Genomic DNA, 25,203 nt, shown 5'->3' with positions numbered 1-25,203 from the left:
ATCAGACGAGATTCTTCTCGATATTCGCCAGATACGCAGGCATGAAATGGTCGCGAATTCCATCGGAGACGGGCGCGAACAGATCGGCGGTACGCCCCTTGATACGGTCCTTGAGCCCGTCGATCAACGGCATCCGGTCGTGGAGAACGCCGTCGGCGTCGAAATACTTGACGTGATCCACATGGGTGAACACCGGCGCCGGCGGGACCTGCGGAACGATGTCGTTGTTGTTGACGAAGCGGTAGGTACGGCCCTTCAGCGCGGTGTTGTGCGCGGCGGCGAGCAGTCGGTCGCAGGTACGGGGCTGTCCGTAGGTGTAGATGCCGTCGGCGAGGATCCGCGGCTCCTCGAAGTACAGCCGGCCGCCGGCGAGCATGGCGAGGGCGCCGCCCAGGCTGTGCCCGGTGAACCACACCGTCTGCCCGCCGGTGCGGAACGCCTCGACGGCGGACCGTACGTCCGGATACACCGAGGCGAGTGCCCGGTGGAAACCGAAGTGGACGAAGCCCTTGTTGCCCGGTCCGGGCACCGGCGGGGTGTTGGCGTCGGTCAGCCAGTCACGGATCTCCAGCGGCTGGGTACCGCGGAACGCGACGACGATCATCCGGTCGCTGGCGGCGACATACGCCTGGGTGTCCTCCAGAGGGAACGGCAGTTCATGACGGGCCTCGAAGTGCCGGAACCGGTCGAACCCCCAGTCGGCGAGGGCGGTCCGCGCCTCGTCCTCGTCGTGGTAGGCCAGCTCCGCGGCCTTCGCCAGCCAGTAGGCATGGCTCAGTTGATAGCCGGTCGTCTGATGGTCGAGCGGGGCGACGGGCACGGCGAACCTCCGGGACGTACACGGACACGGGCGTGAAGCGACGCGTCCGATGATTGATGATTCTCCGGACCCGCCACATCACCGCGTTCACTCGTACGGGCGGCGTGCGGGAGCGCTCGGGTCGTACGGGCTTCCCGCCCCGGCGTGCGTGCCGTACCCCGGCCGCCGCCGTCGGCCTCGTGGTTTCGGTGTCTTCACAACACCGAACTCTGAGGAGGGGTCAGGCGCTCCGTCGGACCCCCGAAGGACAGGAACAGCGACCGGGCGGCGAGGAACCACCCCTCCCCGACCTTGCGGAAGGTGTCCTCGTAGTGCCCGACGTTCGCCGGGGCCCGCGCCGGAACGACGCCCTCGGTGTAGCCGTCGACCCGATAGGTCGCGAAGTACGAGGTGGCCGTGGCCGTGGTCGCGGAGTCCACGGTGACGAGGATGTTGGTACCCATCCGGCGCGAGAGCCGGTCCGCCGGCCGGGAGCCGAAGTAGGCGCGGAGCGCGTCGCGCCCTTCCACCCTGCGGCTGTCATGAGCCCACTCCCAGACCCCGTCGGGCGTGAAGAGGTCGGCGACCGTGCCCGGTTCCCCGAGGTCGAGTCGGCGGACGAACTCGGTGATCAGACGTTCACAGGCGCGCTCCGCGAGCAGACGTTCCAGAGGGCCGAGGGGGCCCAGGGGCCCGAGGGGTTCCGTGGTCAGGTCCATTTCCAACTCCTAGCAGCCGACGCCCGGGTGGCGCCCGGCGTTTTCGGGGGCACGACACCACTTCGGAGTTACTCGTCCAGGTGGCCGAAACTCGACGACCATCTTTCCGATTGGTCTGGACCACATGCGCGGTGACCGCTAGGGTCCCTGCCAGCCGACACCCCCGCACCGAGCATCCTCCGACCGGCACCACTCTGCCCCGCTCCCCCTGTCGGCTCCGTACCAAGGACCGAAGTACCGTGATTGATATCGTTGTCGTACTCCGGGCCGAGGACGCCGTCCTCGACTTCCTGTCCGTACTCACCGACGACGTGGGCGGTGGCGGTGGCGAGACCCGGGTGATCCTCGCCGATCGCGCCGAGACACTGATCCTCGGTGCGGGTGTGGAGGCACCGGAACGCCTCGCCCTGATCGCCTCCCATGTCGGGCCCGTCACGGAAGGCATCGCCTCGCCGGGGCCCGAGGTACTGGCCACGCTCCTGCGTCAGGCAGCCGCCGGACGGCCCTTCCGGATCTGGACGCACTCCCCCGCGGACACCCGGCGCAATCGCGGGCGCGTCGGCCGTGACACCGCCCTCGCCCATGCCGCCGACGCCGGCCTCACGGGGGCCGAACTGCGGCACGCCGTCGGGTTCTCGCCGTACCTCCAGGTCGTCAGCGATCTCGACCGCTCACTGGGGCGGCAACACATCGCCGCCAAGCTGGACTTCGTCAATGGCTCGTGCGGACATCTGCTGACCGAGCCCGACCCCGAGTTCGTCGTCCAGACACCGCATGTCCCCGCCATCGAGCGCTTCTTCGACGCGGACCCCGATGAGCGTGAGCGGCTCTTCGCGCTGCTCGCCAGCCTGGACGACGAGGCGGCGTCCGTGGTGGATCCCTGGGAGTTCGGCAGTTCGCCGTACGAGGCACGACGGCTGGACGCCACCGCGGCCTGGGTACGGGAGCGGTGCGCCGTCAACGGCTCCGGCTCCGGCTCCGGCTCCGGCTCCACGCTGGTGGAGGTGGGGGCCTGTGAGGGAGCGCTGACCCATCGGCTCGCCGCCGCCGGCTTCACCGTACGGGCCACCGAGCCCAACGCGGTCTTCCGGCCCCGGCTCACCGCCGCGCTCGCCGGTACCGACGGGGTCACCGTGGACAGCGCCGACCTCGCGGAACTGGCCAAGGAAGACGCTCCTCGCGCCGCCGCGCACCTGCTGATCGAGATGCTCTACTACGGCCAGAACCTGGCGCTCCTCGACGATCTGGCCACGGATCTCGTCTTCGTCGCCCTCGAACCCGAGGCGCTCGCCTCGCGCGTACGCCCCTGGCTGGAGCGGTCCGCCACCTGGCGGGCGGACGAGGAGATCGTGCTCGTGCCCCCGCAATTGGAGACCGTCTGCGCGGGACGCGCCTATCTGAGCAAGCGCGGCAGCGTGGGACTGCTCCTGCGGCGTACGAACGGCTGACCGCCCGGGGAGAACCGGAGATGCGCGACATGTACCACGTGTACGACCGTTGTGTCGGGCTGGGCTACCACTGTGAGTCCACCCATCAAATCCGCCGGATCACCGGCAACGACCGCGCGCACTTCTTCGACTGGCTCGATCTCGACTTCGAGTCCGTCGTGGAGACGATCGCCGGTGACTTCGCCGATGTACTGCGGCCCGGGATGGTCGAACCGTTCAGCGACGGTCTCTGCGCGCTGGACCGGGGCGCCGACATCCGCTTCTTCCACGACTTCCACCCGTCGTCGGGCACCACGCTCAGCCGGTCCGACATCGACCGGCAACTCGCCGGCGTACGCGCCAAGTTCCGGGCGCTGGCCGACCGCTGGCGTACGCTCGCGCGGTCGTCCGCGAATGTGCTGTACGTCCACCACGACGCCTTCGACGAACTCACCGCCGCCGATCTGCGCCGACTGCGGCTGGTCATCGCGACGGCATACCCGCGCCATCGGTTCGATCTGCTCTGGCTGCGCCGTACCCCGCCACCGGACGACGGCGCTCTCGGCCCCGGAATCCTCTGGGGCACGGTCGCGGCCGCCCCCGGGCGCTGGGAGGGCGACGACGCCGAGTGGGACGCAGCCTTCCGCGAGGTGCGGTTCGCCGCATCGCCATCACCGTCCCCTTCGCCATCACCGTCCCCTTCGCCATCGCCGTCACCATCCCCATTGCCATCCCCATCGTCATCGCCGGAACCGTCTGTACTGCCTGGAGTATCCGCAACGCCCGCACCATCCGTCACCGACAGGAGCACGTCCGTATGACACCGCCCCCGCCCGCCACCGTGATCCTCTCCCCGCACTTCGACGACGCCGTGCTGTCGCTCGCGGGTCTGATCCCCGCGCTCGACGCGCCCGTCACCGTCGTGACCGCGTACGGCGGCGCGCCGCGTCCTGAACAGGAGGTCTCCTGGTGGGACACCACCTGCGGCTTCTCATCCGGCGGCGAGGCGCATCGCGCCCGGGTCACGGAAGACACCCGGGCCTGTGAGCTGCTCGGTGTCGAGCGAGTCGTCCTCGGGCATCCCGACGGCCCGTACGGGGACGGCGGCCCGCTCCATGAGATCGACACGTATCTCGCCGGTCTCACCCCCGACACGCGGCTGCTGATTCCTCTGGGCACCAACCAGGCCGATCACACGAAGGTCCGTGACCGTGCGCTGCGGGTCCTCGGCGAACTCGGCAGGCCGCTCCCCCTCGTCTACGCCGACCTTCCCTATACGGGGCATCTCAAGGAGTGGGGCAGCGCGGAGACCGACACCGCCCTCGCCGGGAGCGAGGACTTCGGGGTCGCCTATCGGGACATCGCGCGCCGCTACCGGACGCGGACCGTTCACGATCTCACGCTGTCCGACGAGCAGTGGGCGGCCAAGCGCGCGGCGGTGCTCTGTTACGCGTCGCAGCTGGCGCCCCTCGCCATCGACCACGGGAGCGTGATGGCCCGGGGCGGTCCGCTGCGCGCCGAACGCGTCTGGGCGCTGGAGGAGGCCGATTCCCCGGAAGAGTCCGGGTCATAAGCGCTTTACCCGGCCCCGTCCGGCCCGCCCCGTCCGGCCCGTCCGCTCGGGCGGGGCCGGGCTGGGCGCGCGGCACCCATCCGGGGGCCGTGCCCAGGTGCGGCGCCCTCGGCGGGTAGTAGACGACCTATGACCCGCAAGCGTTTCGGAGCGACGGAGCACAGACACCGGTTCCAGAGCCTGCATCGCTCGATCGCCGCGTCGACCGCCGTGCTCGCCTGGAACCGCGGCCGTGAGATGGAGCTGATGCATCGGGCGATGAGCTTCGCCGCGCTCGGATTTCTCACTCTCGTGCCCCTGCTGATCCTCGTCGCCGCGGCCGACCCGGCGAGCGGACAGGGGTTCGCCCGCTGGCTGGGGCAGGGGCTGGGGGTGTCGTCCTCCGCGCAGGCGGAGATCCAGCAGCTGTTCGGCAGACCGGGCCAGGCGTTGCAGCGTACGACGGCCTTCGGGCTCGCCGCACTCGCCGTGTTCGGGCTGACGTTCGGGTCCGCCGTACAGACCGGGTACGAGCGGGTCTGGGAGCTGCCGACGGCGCGCTGGCACACCATGTGGCGCCATGTCCTGTGGCTGGCGGTGCTCGTCTTCTTCCTCGTGGTCTTCGTCAATACGCCCGTCACCTCCGAGTCCGTCGTCGCGATCGTGTTCGCCACGTTCGGCGATCTGATCGGGACGTGCCTCTTCTTCTGGTGGTCGCAGCGGGTGCTGCTGGCCGGCCGCGTCCGCTGGCAGGCGCTCCTGCCCGGCGCCGTCGCGACGGCACTGGGGCTGCTCGGACTGCGAGTGTTCTCGCGCGTCGTCTTCTCCCCCCTGATCGCCGCGAACGCCGTCACCTACGGCCCGTTCGGAACGGTTCTGGTCATCCAGTCCTGGCTGGTCGGCGTCGGCTTCGTCGTCTACGGCGGCGCGCTGGTGGGCCGCCTCTTCCACGAGCACCGCACGTACCGGCAGATCCAGCGCTGTATCGACGCGTACGACGAGACGGATCACGCCGACGGAGCGGACTGAGGAGCGTCCTCCCTCCTCGCTTCGCCCTCTTCGTTCACTTGTGGGCCGTACGCCGCACCTCACCGTCCCGGGTCAGCCCGCTGCTCGGTACGGAGCCGCTGTGGGCGGCGGCCCCCGGCATCGCGATCGGCGGCGAGCACCTGGGAGCTGCCGGGGTGCTCGGGGCCGTGTTCGTCCTGACGGGTACGACCTGGGGACGCCGCACGGTCGATCACTGAGACGGCGGCAAACCGCACGCTGCGCCGGTCCTCCGGGGCGCCGCCGCCGTGCCGAGTCGGCCATTCTCTGGCAGCGTCGTCTTCCAGGAGCGGATCGACCGCTGGAGCACCCCGACCGAGCAGTGATGGAGAAGTCAGATCATGAACGTCGTGCATCACCGCACCCTGAGTGTGGGCGGCCGTACAGTCTTCTACCGCGAGGCCGGAGACCCGGCCGCACCCTCCGTGGTGCTCCTCCACGGGACACCCGCGAGTTCCTTCATGTTCCGCGAGCTCATCCCGCTCCTGGCGGACCGCTATCACGTGGTCGCGCCTGATCTGCTGGGGTTCGGCTACTCCGACGCGCCGCCAGTGGCGGAGTTCGACTACACCTTCGACTCGCTGACCGATGCCGTGGAGGGGTTCCTCCACGCGGCGGGAATCCAGCGGTTCGCCCTGTACGTCCAGGACTACGGCGCGCCCGTCGGATGGCGGCTGGCGCTTCGTCACGCGTCGCGGGTCCGCGCGATCGTCACGCAGAACGGCAACGCCTACACGGAGGGATTCGTCGACTCGTTCTGGAAGCCGCTCTGGGAGTACGCGGCCGATCCGACCGAGGAGAGAGCGGCGCCGCTGCGGGGAGCGCTGAGCCTGGAGAGCATCAAGTGGCAGTACACACACGGCGTACCGGACCCGAGTGTGGTCAGCCCCGACACATGGATCCACGACCACATGCTCGTCAGCCGTCCGGGAAATCTGGACGTCCAGCTGAAGCTGTTCCAGGAGTACCCGACGAATGTCGCCCAGTATCCCGCGGTGCAGGAGTACTTCCGTACGTCACAGGTTCCGCTGCTCGCCGTCTGGGGCCGCAATGACGAGATCTTCGGTCCCGACGGGGCGCGGGCGTTCACGCGTGATCTCCCCGACGCGGAGGTGCGTCTCCTCGACGGAGGCCACTTCCTCCTGGAGAGCGAGCTCACGGCGGTCGCCGAGCTGATGACGGACTTCCTGGACCGCACGCTCTCCCGCACCTGACCACGAGAGCGCGTGACCGCGAGAGCGCCTGAGGGGCGTGCCGTACTTGAAACAGCACGCCCCGGCTCATGACTGTCAGAACCGTCAGAGGTCGAACTCGCTCGGCGCGATGCCGACCGCGAAGCAGGCCTCGCGGACGACCGCGCGCTCGCTCTCGTCGAAGTCGCCGTCCGCGCCGCCGATGACGATGCCGATCTGGATGACCGCGCGGGCCTCGGTGGGCTTCTTGGCGACCTTGCCGATGGTCTGCAGGACACCGACCTTGCCGAAGTCGAAGTCGAGGGTCAGTTTCTGGCAGTAGTCGTTGAAGCGCGTCTGGAGATCGTTCGCGGGGAAGTTCTGCAGTACGTCGTTGGTCATGATCAGCGAGGCGACGCGCTGGCGCTCGGACGGGTCGATGGAGCCGTCGGCCGCCGCGACCAGGGCGCACATCGCCATGCTGGCGTCACGGAAGGCGCCGCTCTTGAGGTCGTTCTTCTTCGCGTTCAGCTGCGTCTGCATCGACGCGGCGGAATCCTTGATGCGATCCCACAGGGCCACGTGGAGTCTCCTGGAAAATGGGTGGAGTGGGTGGATGGATGCCGGACGGGACGTCCGAGCCGCAGCGGCCGGACAGGACCTAGAGCCGGACAGGACCTAGAGGTGAGGGACGACGGCCGGCATGAGGTCCTGGAACGTCCGTCCCTCGGCGGGGGTGCCGATGGCGGACATCTGCCAGCCACCGTCGGAGCGGTACACCTTGGCCATGATCTGCGCGGTGTGTTTGCCGCCGCCGGTGAGTGTATAACGCGCCAGTTCCTGACCGTTTGTCTCGTCGACCAGCCGGCAGAAGGCGTTCTCGACCTCTTCGAAGGTCTGGCCGGTGAAGGAGTTGACGGTGAAGACGATCTGGTCGACATGGACGGGGACGCGCTGGAGGTCCACGACGATCGACTCGTCGTCACCGCCCTGCCCCGCGCCGCCGACCCGGTTGTCGCCGGTGTGCCGCACCGAACCGTCGTCGCTGATCAGATGCTGGAAGAAGACGACATCAACGGCGTCCTTCCCGGCGAAGAGCAGCGCCGAGGCGTCCAGGTCGATCTCGCGGGCGGTCATACGGGCGAAGAAGCCCTTGCGGGCCGCCTGCCAGCCCAGGCCCATACGGACGACCGTGAGTTCACCTCCGCCGGACTTGGTCAGGCTGATCTGCTGGCCCTTGGCAAGGTTGACGCTCATCGTTCGCTCCTGGGGGCGTGGGGGGGTCGGACGCGCGGGTCGGGTACCGGGATACCCGCTGCGCGGATATAGAGGACGGAGGTCAGACGTTGACGCCGTAGTCGGAGGCGATGCCGGCGAGACCGGAGGCGTACCCCTGGCCGATGGCGCGGAACTTCCACTCGGCGCCGTTGCGGTACAGCTCACCGAAGATCATCGCGGTCTCGGTCGAGGCGTCCTCGCTCAGGTCGTAGCGCGCCAGCTCGGCGCCGCCCGCCTGGTTGACCACCCGGATATACGCGTTGCGTACCTGCCCGAACGACTGGCCGCGGGACTCCGCGTCATGGATCGACACCGGGAAAACGATCTTGGTGAAGTCGGCGGGCACGGCGGCCAGATCGACCTTGACCGTCTCGTCGTCGCCCTCGCCCTCACCGGTGAGGTTGTCCCCGGTGTGTTCGACCGAACCGTCCGGGCTGGTCAGGTTGTTGTAGAAGACGAAGTGCCGATCGGAGGCGACCTTGCCGGAGCCGTCGACCAGCAGGGCGCTGGCATCCAGATCGTGATCGGCGCCGGTGGTGGTCCGTACATCCCAGCCGAGGCCGACCAGAACGGCGGTCAGACCGGGAGCCTCCTTGCTCAGCGAAACATTGCCGCCCTTGGCGAGGCTCACACCCATATTGCTTCCCTTCTTCCGTCCCGGAACCGGGCACGTCGGACGTTCCGGCGTGACGCGGTACCGTGTGGCATACCGTAAATCTACAACACTGTAGAAGTTGGCTGTGGGCAGGGAGGAGGCCATTTCGTGATCGGACACGAGGACGACAGCGACCAGACGCCCCGTAGGCCCAGGTGCGGGCCGCGCCGGCTCGGCGGCCTGCGTCCGAACACCCACTCCTCTCTACAGCGTTGTAGAGAAAGTAGAGTGCAACCGTCGCACGGGGCGATGACCGGCCTGTCCGGAGAACGACGGCCGGTAACGGGCACGGAGGATCAGCGTGGGCAGGGAATCCAGCGGGCGGCGGGGCCGCTCGGCGGGCGGGGGTCACCGCGGCGGCCGGAGGGCGGGCCGGACCCGACTGACCCGGCGGGGCCGAATAGCCGTGTGGTCGGGCGGGACACTGGCCCTGGTACTCATCGGGGTGTCCGGTGCGGCGGCGTGGGTCTATCAGGACCTCAACGGCAATATCCACTCCGCCGACGTGGACAACAAGATCGGCGGCGACCGGCCGGTCAATCTGAGCCCGGGGTCCAAGAACATCCTCGTGGTGGGGTCCGACTCACGGGGCGGTGACAACGCGAAGTACGGCGAGGGCCTGACCACCATGCAGTCGGACACACTGATGGTCCTGCATGTGTCCGCCGACCGTAAGTGGGCCACGGTCGTCTCGCTCCCCCGTGACTCGTGGGTGAACATACCGTCCTGCGACAAGGGGGACGGCAGCAAGTCCGCGCCGCACAAATTCAAGATCAATGAGGCGTTCGCCATCGGCGGCACGACCGGCGAGGTGTCCGGCGCCGCCGCCTGCACCATCCGGACAGTGGAAGAGAACACCGGCTTGCGCATGGATCACTTCATGTCCGTCGACTTCCAGGGCTTCAAGGGCATGGTGAACGCGCTGGACGGCATCGAGGTCTGCCCCGAGACCGCGATCCACGACACGAAGGCCCATCTCGACCTGGACGCCGGATGCCAGACGGTCAGGGACGAGGAGGCCCTCGGGTATGTCCGTACGCGCTACAGCGTCGGGGACGGCTCCGATCTGGGGCGCATCGGCCGGCAGCAGGAGTTCATGGAGGCCCTGGCGGCGAAGGCCCAGGAGAAACTGACCAGCCCGAACGCGCTGTACGGGTTCCTGGACTCGGCGACCAAGTCGCTGACCACCGACAAGGCGCTGGCGGGCATCAAGCCCCTCTCCGGTCTCGCGTCCGAGGTCAAGGGAATCCCCACCGACCGGCTGACGTTCCTGACGGTGCCGAACTACGCGCGGGAGGCCGATACGCCGACCGACAAGGCGAATGTCGTCTGGCAGTACCCGCAGGCGGCGGAGTTGTTCGCCTCCCTGGCGAAGGACAGCGAGGTCGACAAGGAGAAGCTGGAAGCCGATGCGAAGAACCCGGTCTACGCCCATACGGTGCGGGTCCAGGTCCTCAACGGCTCGGGTACGACGGGGCGGGCCGCGGAGGTCGCGGAGACGCTGCGGTCGGCGGGATTCACGATCGCCGGTGTCGACAACGCGCCCGAGGACACGAAGCAGACCACGGTCGGCTATCCGCAGGACCAGGCGGAACCGGCCGAGGTGCTGGCCTCACGGCTGCCGGGCAGCGTCGCCCGGCAGGACGCGGGAGCCGCCCCGGGAGTGGTGACACTCACCGTCGGCAAGGACTTCGACGCCGTCCGATGATCCGAGCTATGTCGTGTGCCGGACGCGACATTGCGCCGCTTTGCGAATCCTTTACTATTGCTGGACGGGGTGCCCACCCCGTCCATTACCACCTGACCAGAAGGAGCTGCGGTCCCGCAATGGGTGAGCCTCCCAGTACGAGCCGTGCCGTCCCCGTCCCGTCGAGCGATGGACCGGAGGTGGCACGGTGACCGAAGTACTTCTGTTGCTCCTCGCCCTCGTGCTCACATTCGCCTGTGCGGTGTTCGTCGCGGCCGAGTTCTCCCTGACCACCATCGAGCGCGGCGAGCTGGAACGTGCCGCCGCCGCTGGTGAGCGTGGCGCCGCGAGCGCGCTGGCGGCGGCCAAGCGGCTGACCTTCCAGCTCTCCGGCGCGCAGCTCGGCATCACGGTGACCTCGCTGGTCATCGGCATGCTCGCGGAGCCGTCCCTGGCCGTGCTCCTGCGCGGCCCGCTGGAGGCGACCGGTCTGCCGGCGGGCGCGGTGTCCACCGTCGCCACCGTGCTGGGTGTAGCCATGTCCACCGTCGTACTGATGGTCATCGGCGAGCTGGTCCCCAAGAACTGGGCCATCTCCAGCCCGCTCGCGGTCGCCAAGGTCGTGGCGGGGCCGCAGCGCGGCTTCACCGCCGCCTTCACTCCGCTGATCAGGCATCTCAACAACACGGCGAACCGTCTGGTACGCCGCTTCGGGCTGGAGCCGGCCGAAGAGCTGGCCTCCGCCCGTACCCCCGAGGAGCTGGTCGCCCTGGCGCGGCACTCGGCTCGGGAGGGCGCCATAGAGGCGGACTCCGCCGAGCTGTTCGTACGGACCCTGCATCTGGCCGACCTGACCGCGGAGAACGTGATGACGCCGCGCGTGGACGTACGGGCCCTGGAGGCCCATGCCACGGCCACGGACGCGGCGAATCTGACACTGGCGACCGGCCTGTCCCGGTTCCCGGTCTACCGTGACAGCCTCGACGAGGTGATCGGCACCATCCATATCCGCGATGTCCTCGCCCTGGACGAGAGCAGGCGCGACCACACCTTCGTGACCGCGCTGGCCACCGGCCCGCTGCTCGTCCCGGACTCCCTTCCGGTGGACCGGCTGCTGCGGCGCCTGCGCGAGTCGCGGACCATGGCCGTGGTCATAGACGAGTACGGCGGCACCGCGGGCGTCGCCACCGTCGAGGACATCGTCGAGGAGGTCGTCGGCGAGGTGCGTGACGAGCACGACCCGGACGAGACCCCCGACCTGGCGCCGGGCCGGCCGGCCGCCGACGGCCGCCGCGTATGGGAGGCGGACGGCAGTGTCCGTCTCGACCAGCTCGCGGAGATCGGCTTCGGCGCGCCGGAGGGGCCGTACGAGACGCTCGCCGGGCTGCTCGCGACCCGGCTGGAGCGGCTGCCCGTCCTGACCGACACGCTGGAGGTCGAGGGCTGGCGGTTCGCGGTCCTGCGGATCGCGCACCACCGGGCGGACCGGGTCAGTATCACCGCGCCCGCACCGGCCACCCAGTTCGCGGAGGAGAACCGATGACCGGCCTCCAGCTCGCCATCGGCGTGTTCACCCTGTTCACCAACGCGTTCTTCGTCGGCGCCGAGTTCGCCCTGATCTCCGTACGGCGCAGCCAGATCGAGCCCCAGGCGATCAAGGGCAGCCGTCGGGCCAAGACCACCCTGTGGGGCCTGGAGCATCTGTCCGCGGCCATGGCCACGGCTCAACTGGGTATCACCATCTCCTCGCTGGTGCTGGGCGCCGTCGCCGAACCGGCGATCGCCCATCTGCTGGAGCCGCCGTTCGAGGCGATCGGTGTGCCGGGGGCGCTGATCCATCCGATCGCGTTCGTGATCGCGCTGGCCCTGGCGACGTATCTGCACATGCTGATCGGCGAGATGGTGCCCAAGAACATCGCGCTGGCCGCGCCGGCTCCGACCGCGCTCGCGCTGGGGCCCGTCCTGATCGGGCTGACCCGGGCGCTGCGCCCGGTGATCTTCGGGATCAACGCGTTCGCCAATGGCATCCTGCGGCTGCTGAAGGTCGAGCCCAAGGACGAGGTCGCGTCGGTCTTCACCGACGACGAACTCGCCCGTCTGGTCAAGGACTCCAGCGAGGCGGGACTGCTGGACCCCGCGGACGGCGAGCGGCTGCGCGACGCCCTGGAGCTTGGCACCCGTCCGGTGGGTGAGGTGATGGTCCCGCTCAACCGGACGATCACCGTCGACCATCAGGTCACCCCGCGGCAGCTGGAGCGCGCCGCGGCGTCCTCCGGGTTCTCGCGGCTGCCGGTCACCGGACCCGACAACACGATCCTCGGCTATCTGCACATCAAGGACGCCCTCGGTGCGGGCGAGCGGACCCGGCCCTTCCCGCGCAGTGCGCTGCACACGGTGATCAGGGTCGAGATCGACACCCCGCTCGACGACACCATGACGGCCATGCGCGCCGCCGGTACGCACCTCGCCGCGGTCAGCGGCGACAAGGGGACCGTCATCGGCTTCGTCACCATGGAAGACGTCCTGGAGGAACTGGTCGGCCCGGCGGCCGGCTCACCGACCGCCGCGTAGCCGCGCGGTGGAAGAGCGGCCGGTGCCCCGCCCCGGGTACCGGCCGCTTGTTCTGTCCGTCTCCATGTCCGTATCAGCTTCGGCTTCGGCGCCGGGTGGCGGTCAGGGTTTGCGCGCCACCCCGACGAAGCAGGCGGCTTCCTTGTTGCTGACGTTCCCACTCTGCTCGCCGGGGTCGGGGCGCCACTCGTGCGAGGGCGTTATCCCCGGATCGAGGAGCTGCCAGCCGGCGAAGAAACGGGCGATCTCCTCGCGGGTGCGCGCCTGTCCCGGCGTGCCCGCGGCGCGGTAGGCGGCGGTGAGCCGCGCGATGCCCTCGGGGTCGAACTCGGTGGTGACATGTGCGATGGCGAGCGTGGAGCCGGACGGCAGCGCCGACTTGAGGCGTTCGACGATGTCATGGGCGTCGTGCTCGTCGGTGACGAAGTGCAGCAGCGCGTTGAGGCTGAGCGCGATGGGACGGGTGAAGTCGAGCGTCGAGCGTATCTCCTCGGCGGCCAACAGGGCTTCGGGGGCGGTGACATCGGCCTCCGCGTACGCGGTGCGCCCCGCGGGGTGGCTGTGCAGCAGCGCGCGGGCGTGGGCCAGCACGATCGGATCGTTGTCCGTGTAGACGACGTGTGCCTCCGGGACCTCCCGCTGGGCGACCTCGTGGACGTTCGGGGAGGTGGGGATTCCGGTGCCGATGTCGAGGAACTGCCGCATGCCCCGCCGCGCGAGGAAGCGGACGGAGCGGTGCATGAAGCGCCGGTTGATCCGGGCGGTGGAGAGAATGGAGGGGAAGGCGGAAATGGCCCTCGCGGCGGCCTCGCGATCCGCGGGGAAGTTGGTCGTCCCGCCCAGATAGTAGTCATACATACGGGCGGAATGCGCCCGGTCCAGTTCAAGATCCACCGCACCGTTGTCGCCCATCAGCGCGACCCCCGTCCTCATCGCCGGATAACAGTCGGTGACTTCCCACCGACGCATGCGGACAACCGTACGAGATGGCCCAACTCTCCTCGCAGGCAGGCCACATGGGGAGAGACAGCACACAGGGAGGCCGAGCAATTCCGGAAACACCGCCCTCCCTACGGCCTAATAATCATATGATGCCTGTCCGCGAGAAAACCCCGGGTGTGTCCCGCACATAGAGGGCACTCATCCGGTTGGCTGACAGGTGAAGAGAGGCACACCTCTCACACCGACGCCCTCCGCCGTGGAGCGGCGCGGTGTCCAGCGAACGGGGCATGCGTGCACGTCGATTCGGAACGTCCGGTGGTCCGCGTCTCCCCCGGCGCCCAGGACATGGGAGACCGCGGCCTTCCGGTCTCCCCGGACGGGACGGTCCACCGGCTGGCGCTGACCTTCGACGCGTTCGACGCGCGCCACCACACGCTGTGGCTGCGCTACGCCCATACACAGGTGGGCAGTCGGGCCGCCGCCGAGACGGTGGTCGACGCCACCTGCGCCCGGCTCCTGGAGCACTGGCCTCATGTGCTGGCGCAGGAATCCGTGGCGCGATACGCGTGGGCGCTCCTCAAGGAGGAGGTGGCATGGTGGCTGGACGACCACGCCACGGAACCGGCGTTGGTCGACACCGGCGCCTTCCACGCCGCGGTCCGCAAGCTCCTCAACCACGAGAAGCACGATCAATTCGACGTACTGCAACGGGAGATAACGCTCTACAGGGCCATCTCCCGGCTTCCCGAGCGGCAGTACGACGTGGTCGTGCTGCGCTACGCCCTCCAGGTCCCGGACGAGGAGGTCGCCGAGTACATGGGCATCGAAGTCGCCACCGTACGGTCCCATGTACGGCACGCCCGCCGACGACTGGCCAAGGACCTCGACGTACGAGCGACCGAGACGGAGGAGTAGACCGTGCGCCATGCCGGCGAACCGGACCCCGGACCGATCGACGCGCTGCTGGAGGACGCGGAAGTCCTCGCCGACACCTATGACGACTACGACACCGGCGCGGCGCGGGGCCGGGCCGGGGCGCGGCGGACGGTGCGGCGGGCGGCGTGCCGTACGAACCCGGCCGCGGCGCCGCGTCGTTACCCCTCGGCCCATGAGCAGGCCGCCCATGACCTCAGCCTCGCCGTCGCCCTCGTCCTGAACGCGCCCGAGGCCGCGGCCAGTCTGGCCCGGCTGGTGGACCATGACCGTATCGATCCCGAGGGCGCCGTCGTCTTCGCCGCGCTCCTGTATCTGACCGGGCACCGTGACGCGGCCCAATTCTGGTGGCAGTTCGCCGCCGGCGGTGGCAATCGCACCGCGGCCTTCTGTCTCTTCCTCGCCCATCAGCAGCGGGCCGAGTTCAAGGACGCGGCGTACTGGCGCGGCCAGTCCCGCCATCTGCCCGGCTCGGGACGGCCCGGGGCGCCGCCGGCGCTCTCCTCGCTGCTCCCCGAGACGGTCCGGCACGATCTGCTCAGCCAGTGCCACCACGGCCGTCACCCCACCCTGCCCGCCGCGCTGGAGGCCGTGATCAACCGGCTCCGCGTCGACAGCGCCGACGAGGACTTCGGTGAGGTCCCCCAGCCCGGCCCCTCCCTGACCGCCGACCTCACCAAGGACACCGGCGGCCGTCCTACCGGTTAGGCCCTGTCCGGCGCGGAGCCCCCGGCGATTCGGCGCGTCACCTCTTATGCCGGTCCTGGATGGCACAAAAGTCCGACACGGGCATTTGATGTATCCAAGCGTGCGCCCCTCTGGCGCACGGTGGCCCTTCACGGTGAGAGTGCCGCCCGTGGAGTTCGGTAAAGGGAGCAGCGCCATGTCTCTTGACCCCACGCCCTCCGACGTCGCGCCGATACGGACCCTGCTCTGGACGGCGGCGACCGCGCGGCCCCTGGACGAGGTCGCCGCGCTGGTGAGCCTGCTGAAGCGGACCGGAGAGGTCCCCAACCCCGGGGACGAAGCACTGCGCGCCGCGGCCGTCACCCGTCCCCTCGACGAGGTACGGCAACTGGTCGCCCTGCTGAACGAGCCCCCGCACGACGTCGACGAGGCCGACACGACGCTGCGCGCCGCGGCCATCGGCAGGTCGATCGAGGATGTGGCACAGCTCGTGTCCATTCTCGGCACCGAGGAACGCGCCGTTCCCGCCCCGGTCGGCTTCGGAGAGGCGCGCGGCGAAGCGGAACAGCTCGACATGTTCGGCCCGGACGCCGAACGCGCCCCCGAACAAGCCGCCCTGGTAGCCCCCACCGCCCCGGTCGCTCCCGTCGCCCCGGTCGCTCCCGCGATCCCGGCGAGGCCGAGGACCGAGGGACCCGGGCTCGCCGCGGGTCTCGCGGCCCTGGCCGGTACCAGGCCGGGGACCCGCGCCGCCTCCCCCGCCCTGCGTTCGTCGCTGCGCTTGCCCGCGGCGGCCGTGCTGTTCGCGTGCGGCATGATCCACCTGCCGACGGACTTCGTCCAGCTGCGTTCCGGCGGCTTCGCGGATGTGCTCTCCCTCGCCATCACGGTCCTCTGTCTGGTGCTCGGCCTCTGGCTGGCCGTACAGGACACGACCAGGATCTGGGCGGCGAGCGCGGCGACGGCGGTCGGGATCATCGCCGCCCACTCGATGTCGGGCGCGGGCGGTGTCGATCTGCTGGAGAGCAGCCTGGGCGAGTCGTTCGTCTGGGCGAAGGTGACGGCGATGGCCTGCGCCGTGCTCGCCGCGCTTGTCGGCGGTGCGGTCCTGATGCGCCGCCAGAGAACGGCCGGTACGGCCAACGACAGCTGATCCCCCCTGACGCCGCGACGCCGCGACGCCTTGACGCCGTGACGCCACGCCCGCGGCCGGCCGCGCCTCGTCGCGGCGGTTCCGGGCGCGGCGTCCGTGCCGCACGTAGGGACCCGGAGGACCGGGCCGACAGCGCTCGCGGGGCGGGGCTCGCAGGACGGGTTCGAAGGACGGGGCTGGTATGACGGATCGCGCTCACGGAAGGCGACGCCTCGGCTATCCGGTGGCCACCGGGGTGTTCGCCATCGGCATGGCCGGTACGACGCTGCCCACCCCGCTGTACGGGCTCTACCGCGAACAGCTCGGCTTCTCCGAGCTGATGGTGACGATCGTGTTCGCGGTCTACGCCCTCGGGGTGATCGCCGTACTGGTGCTGGCGGGCGACCTCTCCGACCAGGTGGGCCGACGGCCGGTGCTGCTGGTGGCGCTGGCGCTGGCCGCCGCGAGCGCGCTCTGCTTCCTGTTCGAGGGGGGACTTCCGCTGCTGTTCACCGGCCGGCTGCTGTCGGGCTTCTCCGCCGGACTGCTCAGCGGCGCCGCCACCGTCACCGTGCTGGAGCTCGCCCCGCCCGGTAAGGAGGCGCAGGCGGGGCTGGCCGCCACCGCCGCGAACATGGGCGGCCTGGGCTGCGGCCCGCTGCTGGCCGGGCTGCTCGCGCAGTACGCGCCGTGGCCGCTGCGTCTGCCCTTCCTCGTCCATCTCGGGCTGGTGGCCGTGGCTTGCGTACTGACCTGGTTTCTGCGGGAGACCGTCGCGCATCCGAAGCGGCGGCCCCGGCTGCGGCCGCAGGGGCTGGTGGTGCCGCCCGAGGTGCGTGGGGTGTTCGCGCCGTCGGCGCTCGCCGCGTTCGCGGGCTTCGCCCTGCTGGGTCTGTTCACCGCGGTGGCGCCGTCCTTTGTGTCCCAGACCCTGCACGTCGATAACTTGGCCGTCTCGGGAGCGGTCGTCTTCTCCGTCTTTCTCGCCTCCACCATCGGCCAGTCGCTGATGGGGCGTCTGGGGGTACGCCGGGCACTGCCGGGCGGCTGTCTGGTGCTGGTGGCCGGTCTGGTGCTGGTCGGCACGTCGCTGGCGGTGGAGTCGCCGGCGCTGCTCGTCATGGGCGCCGTCCTGGGTGGTCTGGGCCAGGGGATGGCCTTCCGCGCGGCGATGACCGCCGTCAGCGGCGCGGCGCCGCCCGAGCACCGGGGCGGTACGGTCTCCGCCCTGTTCGTCGCCGCCTACACGGGGATCTCGCTGCCCGTCGTCGGCGTCGGCGCGCTGACGCTCGAACTGGGGCTGAAGGGCGCCGGGCTGACGTTCACGGCGTGTGTGGTGGTGCTGGTGGCGTGCGTCGCACTGTATCTGCTGCGCCGGCCCCCGGCGGAGGGCTGACGGGAGATCAGGGCCCGGCTCGCCCCGGGGCGGGCGGGGCTGACCACGAGCCGGTAGCGGCCGGCCTCGACGGGCCGGCCGTCCCCGCCGTCGGCGGTGATCCGCTCGGCGATCCGCTCGGTGAAATGGCTCCTCGAACGGGTGAAGGGCTTCTTTCCGTACTCCGTGTTGCTCCGTGACTCCGTGGTGCTCCGCGTCGGAGTGCCGCTCATCGCCGTTCTCCTTTCGGCGGTGGGGACGGTCGGGACGGTGAGGACGCTCAGCGGGTGAAGGGCCGCTCCGGTCCCGTACCCCGCTTTCTGTCCCGGTGCGTCGTGGCCACATCGGCGATGGCGACCAGCAACGCCGCGACCACGAACGCCACCGAGACGATCAGCCCGTGGTCGAACGCGGTCGCCCAGCCGTTCCGTTCCACCTGGGCGAAGAAGACCGATCCCACGGCGGCGATACCGACCGCGGATCCCACCCGCTGACCGGTCTGGAGCGTGCCGCCGGCGCTGCCCGCCATGGGCACCGGCACCTCGGAGAGGGTCAGGGTCTGGTTCGGCGTGATGACGAGCCCGCTGCCGAGGCCGGCCACCAGGAGCGGCGCCGCCATCGCCCAGCCCGCGCCGCGTCCCGGCACCAGGTGTACGGCGAACGCGGTGGCCGCCAGGCCGACCGTCACCATGATCAGCCCGCCCACGACCAGCGGCCTCCCGAACCGGTTGACCAGCCGTCCGCCGATGCCCGCCGCCACGCCGGAGCCCACCGCGAAGGGGGTGATGGCCAGTCCGGCCTCCAGGGCGGAGTAGTGCAGTCCGCTCTGGAGATAGAGGGTGGTGATGAAGAAGATCGTGGTGAACCCGGCGAAGTACAGCAGGATCAGCAGACACCCCAGCCGGTAGGAGTGGACACGGAAGAGCCGCAGGTCCAGCACCGGCTGAGTGCCGCCCGGCCGGCACCGGGACTCCCATTTCAGGAACCCGGCCAGCAGCGCGGCGGCGGCGATCAGCAGCAGCCACTTCTCCCCGCCGTGCCACTCCTGCGACTGGACGAACGGGAGCAGCAGTGCCAGGAGGCCGACGCCGAGCAGCAGTACCCCGACGGGGTCGAGATCGCGCGGCCGTACCGGAGCGGCCGACGGCGTGTCCGGCAGCAGTCGCCGGGCCAGCAGCAGACAGATGACACCCAGCGGCAGATTGACGTAGAAGACCCAGCGCCAGCCGTCCTGCTCGCCCGCCGCCTGGATAATCAGACCGCCCAGCAGCGGTCCCACGGCCGTCGAGAGGCCGACCACCACTCCGAACATGCCGAAGGCGCGGCCCCGCTCACGGCCGGCGAACATCTGCTGGATCAGCGCGGAGATCTGTGGGGTGACGGCGCCTCCGGCGAAGCCCTGCAGCAGCCGGGCGATCACCAGCCAGAGACTGGTCTGGGCGGCTCCGCAGGCCGCGGAGGCCAGGGTGAAGAGGGCGAGCCCGACCATGAAGACCACGCGCCGGCCGCGGGCGTCGCCGAGCCGCCCGGCGGGGATCAGGAAGAGGCCGAAGGCGAGCGCGTAGCCGGACAGCACCCACTGGAGGTCGGAGACCGGGGTGCGCAGCCCCTCGCGGATCGACGGCAGGGCCACATTGACGATGGAGACGTCCAGGAGCGTCATGAAGCCCGCGACCAGGCATACGGCCAGGGCCTTCCAGCGCCGAGGGTCCGGCGCCACGGCGACGTCCTGCCTACTCCCCCGCCCTGTATGTCCGGCCATGATTCGCACCCTAGTTCGCGGGCCCCGATCCCTCACCCGGAGCGCGCCGACCGGTGGACGGGGGGCGGGCGGACGGGGTACGGGCCCGCGCGTGGCGCGCGCGGGCCCGTACCCCCTCAGATCAAGCGCTGTGCCGGACCGCGGGGGTCACTTGACATTGATGGCGGTCCAAGCGGCACCGACCGCCTTGTACTCGGCGCTGGTCGTGCCGTACAGGGCGCCCGCCGCGCTCAGCGTCGCGGTACGCGCCTTCGCGTAGTTGGTGGAGGACGTCATGTACGTCGTCAGCGCCTTGTACCAGATCTGCGTGGCCTTGTCGCGGCCGATGCCGGTGACCTTGGAGCCGTCGTACGTGGGGCTGTTGTAGCTCACGCCATTGACCGTCTTCGCGCCGCTGCCCTCGGACAGCAGGTAGAAGAAGTGGTTGGCCGGGCCGGAGGAGTAGTGGACGTCGATGTTGCCCAGGGTGGACGACCAGTAGTCCTTCGACGCGCCGTCCTTGCTCGGCTTGTCCTGGTAGCGCAGCGGCGTGCCGTCACCGTTGATGTCGATCTCTTCGCCGATGAGGTAGTCGCCCGGGTCGCTCGCGGTGTTGGAGTAGAACTCGACCGCGGTGGCGAAGATGTCGGAGGTCGCCTCGTTGAGACCGCCGGACTCACCGCTGTAGGTGAGGTTGGCGGTGGCGGCGGTGACACCGTGGCTCATCTCGTGCGCGGCCACGTCGAGCGAGGTGAGCGGGTTGGCGTTGCCGGAGCCGTCGCCGTAGGTCATGCAGAAGCAGCTGTCGCTCCAGAACGCGTTCACATAGTTGTTGCCGTAGTGGACGCGGGAGTAGGAGGCGACCCCGTTGTTCTTGATGCCGTTGCGGCCCAGCACGTTCTTGAAGAAGTCCCAGGTCTCGGCCGCGCCGTAGTGGGCGTCGACGGCGGCGGTCTGCCGGCCGCCGCCCCAGACGTCGTCGGCGTCGGTGAGGAGTGTGCCGGTGCCCGAGCTGCCCTGGTTCAGGTCGTACGTCTTGTGGCCGCCGCGAGCGCCGTCGGTGAGGTTGTACGTGCTGCCGCTCTTGGTGGTGCCGAGCGTCACCGAGCCGTTGTACTCGCCGGTGCCGGTGCCGGCCTCGATGGCCTCGTCGGTGAAGAGCTGCTTGCCGGTGGCCGCGTCGGTGACGACGTGCAGTTCGCTCGGGGTGCCGTCGGGCTGGACACCCTTGACGACGGTCTCCCAGGCCAGCACGGGCTTGCCGGTCGCGGCCCAGATCACCTTGCGGGGCGCGGTGTCCGCCGCCGCCTTGGCGGTCTTCTCCGCCGAAGCGGCCTTCAGCGCGCCCGACTTCGCGGTGGCCGCGGGGAGCTCGGCGTCGGTGGTGGGCACGGCTATTCGGGCCGTGGTCGCCTTGGTCACGCTGCGCGCGCCGGCCGGGGCCTGGTGCACGACGAGGTCGCCGCCGAGGACGGGCAGACCCGCGTAGGTCCGCTCGTAACGGGTGTGGACGCTGCCGTCGGCATCCTTGATGACGTCCCGGACGACCAGCTTCTCCTGGGCGCCGAGGCCGAGTGCACCGGCCTCGCTCACGGCGTCCGCCTGGGCGGACTTGATGGCGTCGACGCGCTGGGCCGGGCTGAGCTCCAGAGCTGTGGCGCCGCTCTCCCGAGTGGGGTCGGGCTGGGCGGCGGCCGGTCCCGACTGGACGCCGACGACCACCATGGCGGCGGAGGCGACCAGGGCCGCGACACGGACGACGTTCTTGCGGGGGGTGTGGGTGCGGGGGGTGGAAGCTACGAGTCTCACTCAGTCTCCAAGAATGCCGGGCCGTCGGGAACGGCCCTGTGTGGGGAAGCGGCGGCCATGGATGGACCGCCGCCCATGGTGCTGAGCTGTGCGAGTGCCACGAACAGGCCCACCGCGTGATCTCCACGCGCTGAGCCGTCCAGAGAGTGACATCGATTGGACTCGTAAGAACAGATCCGATACCAGGATTTGACCTTGTGTTGTCAATTCAGTGCGGCATACAGACATCAATCGGTCGCATTGGTAAGGCAGTTGAGAGCAACCGAACCTTCCGCAGGTGACGCCCTCGCAGCGGCGGAGCCCTCCGTGAGCGATCGGTCATACACCCCGAAAAGCCGCCGCCGCGCGAAGAGATCGGCGTACGAACCGAGGGCCGACGCGATATCGGTGGCGGCGCCGGGCGTGATGGCGTTCCAGGTGCGAACCAGTGGGAGCGCTCCCAAGCACTGAGCGGAACCGAGGACCTGTCAAGAGTTTGAACAGGACGCAGGTCCGGGCGAGTTGGCGGATAAAAGAATTCAACTGGGCTGTTGACTCACGCGACTGCGGCGCTACCGTCGGAAGCCAACCAGTGGGAGCGCTTCCATCAGTCATACGCCGTGTCAGGCGGCGTATCGGCCATCGAGGAGTGGCTCCATGCGAGCACCACCGCGCCTCACCGCACCTCTTTCCGCCGCGGCCCCTGCCGTCGCGGGCACCACTCTCGGCCCCGCAGGGCCCGGCCCACGCCGGTGCCGGAACGAACAGCTCGCGCCGGTGGCCGCCCACGTGCCCTTCGTGGCGGGCGAGATCGGCGAGAACACCTGCTCGCACCGCTCTGTCGACCGGGTCATGGCCCGGCTCGACAGCCATGGCGCCTCGTATCCCGGCTGGACCCGGAACACCTGGGACCGCCCCTCGGGATCCGCTCCGATCAGCGACCACAACGGCACGCCCACCAGTTTCGGCGCAGGACGCCGTGACCATCCGAAGGGACTCTCATGAGCCGCACCCCGCCCCTCCGCGACGTGCACGAGGCGCGGCGCTCGCCGCGTTCGCGCTGGTCGCCGCCCCGGCCGGTACCGCGACCGCGCTGGACACCCGCCGGCGCCGCCGCGGCCGGCTGCACCGTCGACTACCGGATCCAGACCGCCTGGAACGGCGGCTTCACGGCCGATGTCAGCATGACCAACACCGGCGACGCGATCAGCTCCGGAGCTGGAGTGGAGCTTCGCCGGTAACCAGAAGGTGACGCAGGGCTGGAACTCCACGATCGCCCGGAGCGGTACGGCCGTCTCCGCCGCCAATGTGGCGTGGAACGGCGCGCTGGCGAGCGGCGCCTCGGCGTCCTTCGGCTTCAACGCCTCGGCCACCGGGTCCAACGCGGTTCCGGCCGCCTTCAAGCTCAACGGTGTCACCTGCAACTCACCGGGTGACGGCGGTCCGACGGATCCGCCGACCGACCCGCCCACCGACCCGCTCACCGGCTCCAAGGTCGACAACCCGTACGCGAACGCCGGGGTGTACGTGAACCCGGAGTGGTCCGCGAAGGCCGCCGCCGAGCCCGGCGGCGGCCGAAGGCGGCGCCCGCCGCCGGGATCGACGCGTACGTGTGGATGAAGCCCCCGGGCGAGTCGGACGGCGCGAGCAGGGAGATCCCGAACGACCAGGGCAAGGGCTTCGACCGGATGTGCGACCCGACGTACGGGGGCAACCCCCGGAACAACAACAACATGTCCGGCGCGCTGCCGAACGCGCCGCTGTCCGGTGACTGGTTCTCCGCGCAGTCCCAGGAGCCGCTGAAGAACGCGAACCCGGCGCTGTAGCCGCCGCGGCCAACGGCGGGAGCCAGGCGTGGGACCGGCGGGAACCCTACGGGGAGCCGGTCCCATGTCTTCCATATCTTCCACTTATTCCGTTTCGCCAGGAAAGGAGGAAAATGACATAAGAAAGCACTAGTGGAGGCAAGCGATGACACAGACCCGCTACACCCAGGACCGCGGTCTGACCACCCGCATGGTGACCACCATGTTCCTGATCGGCCTGCTGTACGTGGTCCTGGTCGGTGTGCTGCTGGCCGTGCTGGGAAAGTTCTGGCCGGTCATCCTGATCGTCGTCGGAGTGCTGTTCATCGCGCAGTTCTGGTTCAGCGACAAGATCGCGGCCTTCGGCATGGGCGCGCGTGAGGTCACCCCCGAGCAGGCACCCGAGCTGCACGGCGCCGTCGACCGGATCTGCGCGCTGGCCGACATGCCGAAACCCAAGGTGGCGATCGCGAGGAGTGACATACCGAACGCCTTCGCCACCGGCCGGAGCGAACGAAGCGCACTGGTCTGTGCCACCACCGGCCTGCTCCGCAGGCTGGAGCCGGAGGAACTGGAGGGCGTCCTCGCCCACGAGATGTCGCATGTCGCGCACCGCGATGTCGCCGTGATGACCATCGCCTCGTTCCTGGGCGTGCTCGCGGGTCTGATCACCCGGATCGCGCTCTACAGCGGGCTGTCCAGGAGCGCCAGGAACGCCGGCCCAGCCGGGCTCGCGATCCTGCTGATTCCGCTGGTCAGCGCGGTGGTGTATGTCATCGGCTTCCTGCTGACCCGGCTGCTCTCCCGCTACCGTGAGCTCTCCGCCGACCGAACGGCCGCGCTGCTCACCGGCCGGCCCTCGGCGCTCGCCTCGGCGCTGACCAAGGTGAGCGGCCAGATGGCGCGGATCCCGACGGAGGACCTGCGCAAGGCGGAGCCGTACAACGCCTTCTACTTCGTGCCCGCGTTCGCCTCGAAGGAGAGCCTGGGGCGGCTGCTCGCCTCGCACCCGACGCTGGAACAGCGGCTGGACCAGCTCGCCCGTATCTCCGCCGAGCTCGCCCGCCCGTAGTCGGGCCCCGCCGTAAGCACGTGGTCCCGTAAGTACGTGGTCCCGTGATCGCGTGATCACGCCCGATCGTCCCCGTCACCGTCACTGTGAGGAGCTGGTCCCGTGGGCCTTCTCGACGCCATCCTCGGCCGGAGCAAACCGGTCAGCCCCGATCTCGACCAGCTCTTCGCCCTCCCGTCCGCCGCGCTCACTCTCCAGGCCGGGGCCGGATATGCCCCCACCGGCCTCGGCTCGGTCTGTTTCGCGGGTGTCGAGGGCGGCGGCTTCGCCCGGATCCGACAGGACGTGCGGGAGCTGCTCGACGCGGACACCGGCCAGGACGGCCGCCCGGTGGAGTTCAGCCAGGACTCGTACGGCTACACCTGGCTGCTCGCGCGACGGGCGCCGGAGGACACGGCCACCCTGGTGAACGATCTGCACGCGGTGAACACCCTGCTCCAGGAGGGCGGCTTCGGTCCGCAGCTGCTCTGCTCACTGCTCAGTTTCCGGGACACCGAACAGCGGCCCCTCGCTCTCGTCTATCTCTACAAGCGGGGCAGTTTCTACCCCTTCGCGCCCCTGCCGGGCACCGCCGAGAAGCGCGACAATCAGCGGGAACTCCAGGTCAGAGCGGTGCTCGGGGACGATCTGCGGATCGAGCCCGATCTCGCGCGCTGGTTCCCCGTCTGGGGTGCGCCGGGACTCTGACCGGGCCCGTTGTCAGTGGTGGACGGCAGGATGACGGCATGGCGGGTGCTGCGCGAATTCCCGAGCGGCTTCCCGGAGTCCCTCATACTCCAGCCGCCCCCATCGTGGCGTCCGTCGTCGGGCGACGACGGACG

General features: G+C 69.8%; 22 protein-coding genes and 4 pseudogenes. 17 read left to right on the top strand and 9 right to left on the bottom strand.

What is annotated here, in order from left to right; genetic code table 11:
* Nucleotide 1 precedes the first annotated feature (1 nt).
* Together ACIRQP_RS16775 and ACIRQP_RS16770 are read right to left on the bottom strand one after the other, a co-directional pair.
* Nucleotides 2–820, bottom strand: a complete 819-nt coding sequence (locus tag ACIRQP_RS16775) for a lipase family protein (RefSeq protein WP_403889870.1) — start codon at nt 818–820, stop codon at nt 2–4.
* 194 nt (nt 821–1,014) lie between these two features.
* Nucleotides 1,015–1,518 (bottom strand): nuclear transport factor 2 family protein, encoded by a 504-nt coding sequence (locus ACIRQP_RS16770; protein ID WP_403889867.1) that lies wholly within the window; start codon nt 1,516–1,518, stop codon nt 1,015–1,017.
* Nucleotides 1,519–1,757: 239 nt separating this feature from the next.
* On the opposite strand from ACIRQP_RS16770, the gene ACIRQP_RS16765 reads away from it, so the two are divergent.
* The 6 genes and pseudogenes from ACIRQP_RS16765 (at nt 1,758) to ACIRQP_RS16740 (ending at nt 6,758) form a co-directional block, all read left to right on the top strand.
* The gene (locus tag ACIRQP_RS16765; protein WP_403889864.1) at nt 1,758–2,966 is read left to right on the top strand and encodes a hypothetical protein; all 1,209 of its coding nucleotides are present in this window, start codon (nt 1,758–1,760) and stop codon (nt 2,964–2,966) included.
* 20 nt (nt 2,967–2,986) lie between these two features.
* Nucleotides 2,987–3,766: a papain-like cysteine peptidase gene (locus ACIRQP_RS16760; protein WP_403889861.1), complete on the top strand. Its 780-nt coding sequence runs from the start codon at nt 2,987–2,989 to the stop codon at nt 3,764–3,766.
* Nucleotides 3,763–4,518: a PIG-L deacetylase family protein gene (locus ACIRQP_RS16755; RefSeq protein WP_403889858.1), complete on the top strand. Its 756-nt coding sequence runs from the start codon at nt 3,763–3,765 to the stop codon at nt 4,516–4,518. Before ACIRQP_RS16760 ends, ACIRQP_RS16755 begins: the two co-directional genes overlap by 4 nt.
* A 129-nt stretch (nt 4,519–4,647) precedes the next feature.
* On the top strand, nt 4,648–5,526 hold the full coding sequence (locus ACIRQP_RS16750; RefSeq protein ID WP_403889855.1) for a YhjD/YihY/BrkB family envelope integrity protein: 879 nt from the start codon (nt 4,648–4,650) through the stop codon (nt 5,524–5,526).
* A 20-nt stretch (nt 5,527–5,546) separates the two neighbouring features.
* Nucleotides 5,547–5,744: pseudogene (locus tag ACIRQP_RS16745) on the top strand (EamA family transporter); the annotation flags it as partial.
* Nucleotides 5,745–5,885: 141 nt separating this feature from the next.
* The gene (locus ACIRQP_RS16740) at nt 5,886–6,758 is read left to right on the top strand and encodes an alpha/beta fold hydrolase (protein ID WP_403889852.1); all 873 of its coding nucleotides are present in this window, start codon (nt 5,886–5,888) and stop codon (nt 6,756–6,758) included.
* 84 nt (nt 6,759–6,842) lie between these two features.
* Here ACIRQP_RS16740 and ACIRQP_RS16735 read toward each other — a convergent pair whose 3' ends face one another.
* The 3 genes from ACIRQP_RS16735 to ACIRQP_RS16725 form a co-directional block, all read right to left on the bottom strand.
* The gene (locus ACIRQP_RS16735; protein WP_403889850.1) at nt 6,843–7,298 is read right to left on the bottom strand and encodes a tellurite resistance TerB family protein; all 456 of its coding nucleotides are present in this window, start codon (nt 7,296–7,298) and stop codon (nt 6,843–6,845) included.
* 96 nt (nt 7,299–7,394) lie between these two features.
* The gene (locus ACIRQP_RS16730) at nt 7,395–7,973 is read right to left on the bottom strand and encodes a TerD family protein (protein ID WP_403889847.1); all 579 of its coding nucleotides are present in this window, start codon (nt 7,971–7,973) and stop codon (nt 7,395–7,397) included.
* 82 nt (nt 7,974–8,055) lie between these two features.
* Nucleotides 8,056–8,631 carry a TerD family protein gene (locus ACIRQP_RS16725; protein WP_403889845.1) on the bottom strand — a complete coding sequence of 192 codons (576 nt, stop codon included), beginning with the start codon at nt 8,629–8,631 and terminating at the stop codon, nt 8,056–8,058.
* A 319-nt stretch (nt 8,632–8,950) separates the two neighbouring features.
* On the opposite strand from ACIRQP_RS16725, the gene ACIRQP_RS16720 reads away from it, so the two are divergent.
* From ACIRQP_RS16720 to ACIRQP_RS16710, 3 genes are all read left to right on the top strand, one after another.
* Nucleotides 8,951–10,357, top strand: coding sequence for an LCP family protein (locus ACIRQP_RS16720; protein ID WP_403889842.1), 1,407 nt, complete (start codon nt 8,951–8,953; stop codon nt 10,355–10,357).
* A 187-nt stretch (nt 10,358–10,544) separates the two neighbouring features.
* The gene (locus tag ACIRQP_RS16715) at nt 10,545–11,879 is read left to right on the top strand and encodes a hemolysin family protein (RefSeq protein WP_403889839.1); all 1,335 of its coding nucleotides are present in this window, start codon (nt 10,545–10,547) and stop codon (nt 11,877–11,879) included.
* Nucleotides 11,876–12,907 carry a hemolysin family protein gene (locus ACIRQP_RS16710; RefSeq protein ID WP_403889836.1) on the top strand — a complete coding sequence of 344 codons (1,032 nt, stop codon included), beginning with the start codon at nt 11,876–11,878 and terminating at the stop codon, nt 12,905–12,907. Before ACIRQP_RS16715 ends, ACIRQP_RS16710 begins: the two co-directional genes overlap by 4 nt.
* 102 nt (nt 12,908–13,009) lie before the next feature.
* On the opposite strand, the gene ACIRQP_RS16705 is transcribed toward ACIRQP_RS16710, so the two are convergent.
* Nucleotides 13,010–13,819 (bottom strand): SAM-dependent methyltransferase, encoded by an 810-nt coding sequence (locus ACIRQP_RS16705; RefSeq protein ID WP_403890052.1) that lies wholly within the window; start codon nt 13,817–13,819, stop codon nt 13,010–13,012.
* A gap of 321 nt (nt 13,820–14,140) precedes the next feature.
* On the opposite strand from ACIRQP_RS16705, the gene ACIRQP_RS16700 reads away from it, so the two are divergent.
* The 4 genes from ACIRQP_RS16700 to ACIRQP_RS16685 all read left to right on the top strand — a co-directional run bounded on the left by ACIRQP_RS16700 (nt 14,141) and on the right by ACIRQP_RS16685 (nt 17,997).
* Nucleotides 14,141–14,764, top strand: coding sequence for an RNA polymerase sigma factor (locus ACIRQP_RS16700; protein ID WP_403889833.1), 624 nt, complete (start codon nt 14,141–14,143; stop codon nt 14,762–14,764).
* Nucleotides 14,765–14,767: 3 nt separating this feature from the next.
* Nucleotides 14,768–15,490, top strand: coding sequence for a hypothetical protein (locus ACIRQP_RS16695; RefSeq protein WP_403889830.1), 723 nt, complete (start codon nt 14,768–14,770; stop codon nt 15,488–15,490).
* A gap of 175 nt (nt 15,491–15,665) precedes the next feature.
* Nucleotides 15,666–16,622, top strand: coding sequence for a hypothetical protein (locus ACIRQP_RS16690; RefSeq protein WP_403889827.1), 957 nt, complete (start codon nt 15,666–15,668; stop codon nt 16,620–16,622).
* A gap of 181 nt (nt 16,623–16,803) precedes the next feature.
* Nucleotides 16,804–17,997 (top strand): MFS transporter, encoded by a 1,194-nt coding sequence (locus ACIRQP_RS16685; RefSeq protein ID WP_403889824.1) that lies wholly within the window; start codon nt 16,804–16,806, stop codon nt 17,995–17,997.
* Here the strand turns inward: ACIRQP_RS16685 and ACIRQP_RS16680 are convergent.
* From ACIRQP_RS16680 to ACIRQP_RS16670, 3 genes and pseudogenes are all read right to left on the bottom strand, one after another.
* Nucleotides 17,994–18,209 (bottom strand): annotated as a pseudogene (locus tag ACIRQP_RS16680) (glutathione S-transferase family protein); the annotation flags it as partial. The gene ACIRQP_RS16685 and the pseudogene ACIRQP_RS16680 overlap by 4 nt on opposite strands.
* 47 nt (nt 18,210–18,256) lie before the next feature.
* The gene (locus ACIRQP_RS16675; RefSeq protein ID WP_403889821.1) at nt 18,257–19,738 is read right to left on the bottom strand and encodes an MFS transporter; all 1,482 of its coding nucleotides are present in this window, start codon (nt 19,736–19,738) and stop codon (nt 18,257–18,259) included.
* Between the two features lie 147 nt (nt 19,739–19,885).
* Entirely contained in the window at nt 19,886–21,442 is a 1,557-nt protein-coding gene (locus ACIRQP_RS16670; RefSeq protein ID WP_403890049.1) for a M4 family metallopeptidase, read from the bottom strand.
* An 816-nt stretch (nt 21,443–22,258) separates the two neighbouring features.
* Here ACIRQP_RS16670 and ACIRQP_RS16665 point away from each other — a divergent pair.
* The 4 genes and pseudogenes from ACIRQP_RS16665 to ACIRQP_RS16650 form a co-directional block, all read left to right on the top strand.
* Nucleotides 22,259–22,510: pseudogene (locus tag ACIRQP_RS16665) on the top strand (glycoside hydrolase family 5 protein); the annotation flags it as partial.
* A 55-nt stretch (nt 22,511–22,565) separates the two neighbouring features.
* Nucleotides 22,566–23,331: pseudogene (locus ACIRQP_RS16660) on the top strand (cellulose binding domain-containing protein).
* Between the two features lie 145 nt (nt 23,332–23,476).
* Nucleotides 23,477–24,382, top strand: coding sequence for a zinc metalloprotease HtpX (gene htpX, locus ACIRQP_RS16655; RefSeq protein ID WP_403889818.1), 906 nt, complete (start codon nt 23,477–23,479; stop codon nt 24,380–24,382).
* Between the two features lie 102 nt (nt 24,383–24,484).
* Nucleotides 24,485–25,069: a hypothetical protein gene (locus ACIRQP_RS16650; RefSeq protein WP_403889815.1), complete on the top strand. Its 585-nt coding sequence runs from the start codon at nt 24,485–24,487 to the stop codon at nt 25,067–25,069.
* Nucleotides 25,070–25,203 lie beyond the last annotated feature (134 nt).

This window comes from Streptomyces sp. NPDC102274 (assembly GCF_044766385.1).
Lineage (GTDB): Bacteria > Actinomycetota > Actinomycetes > Streptomycetales > Streptomycetaceae > Streptomyces.
This window is presented reverse-complemented; position numbering and strand designations above follow the sequence as displayed.

Excerpts from the sequence above, each read along its gene's own strand:
- ACIRQP_RS16770 (WP_403889867.1), bottom strand. The coding sequence starts at position 1,518 with ATGGACCTGACCACGGAACCCCTCGGGCCCCTGGGCCCCCTCGGCCCT.
- ACIRQP_RS16760 (WP_403889861.1), top strand. The coding sequence starts at position 2,987 with ATGCGCGACATGTACCACGTGTACGACCGTTGTGTCGGGCTGGGCTAC.
- ACIRQP_RS16755 (WP_403889858.1), top strand. The coding sequence starts at position 3,763 with ATGACACCGCCCCCGCCCGCCACCGTGATCCTCTCCCCGCACTTCGAC.
- ACIRQP_RS16750 (WP_403889855.1), top strand. The coding sequence starts at position 4,648 with ATGACCCGCAAGCGTTTCGGAGCGACGGAGCACAGACACCGGTTCCAG.
- ACIRQP_RS16740 (WP_403889852.1), top strand. The coding sequence starts at position 5,886 with ATGAACGTCGTGCATCACCGCACCCTGAGTGTGGGCGGCCGTACAGTC.
- ACIRQP_RS16730 (WP_403889847.1), bottom strand. The coding sequence starts at position 7,973 with ATGAGCGTCAACCTTGCCAAGGGCCAGCAGATCAGCCTGACCAAGTCC.
- ACIRQP_RS16725 (WP_403889845.1), bottom strand. The coding sequence starts at position 8,631 with ATGGGTGTGAGCCTCGCCAAGGGCGGCAATGTTTCGCTGAGCAAGGAG.
- ACIRQP_RS16710 (WP_403889836.1), top strand. The coding sequence starts at position 11,876 with ATGACCGGCCTCCAGCTCGCCATCGGCGTGTTCACCCTGTTCACCAAC.
- ACIRQP_RS16705 (WP_403890052.1), bottom strand. The coding sequence starts at position 13,819 with ATGGGCGACAACGGTGCGGTGGATCTTGAACTGGACCGGGCGCATTCC.
- ACIRQP_RS16690 (WP_403889827.1), top strand. The coding sequence starts at position 15,666 with ATGTCTCTTGACCCCACGCCCTCCGACGTCGCGCCGATACGGACCCTG.
- ACIRQP_RS16685 (WP_403889824.1), top strand. The coding sequence starts at position 16,804 with ATGACGGATCGCGCTCACGGAAGGCGACGCCTCGGCTATCCGGTGGCC.
- ACIRQP_RS16675 (WP_403889821.1), bottom strand. The coding sequence starts at position 19,738 with ATGGCCGGACATACAGGGCGGGGGAGTAGGCAGGACGTCGCCGTGGCG.
- ACIRQP_RS16670 (WP_403890049.1), bottom strand. The coding sequence starts at position 21,442 with ATGGTGGTCGTCGGCGTCCAGTCGGGACCGGCCGCCGCCCAGCCCGAC.
- htpX (WP_403889818.1), top strand. The coding sequence starts at position 23,477 with ATGACACAGACCCGCTACACCCAGGACCGCGGTCTGACCACCCGCATG.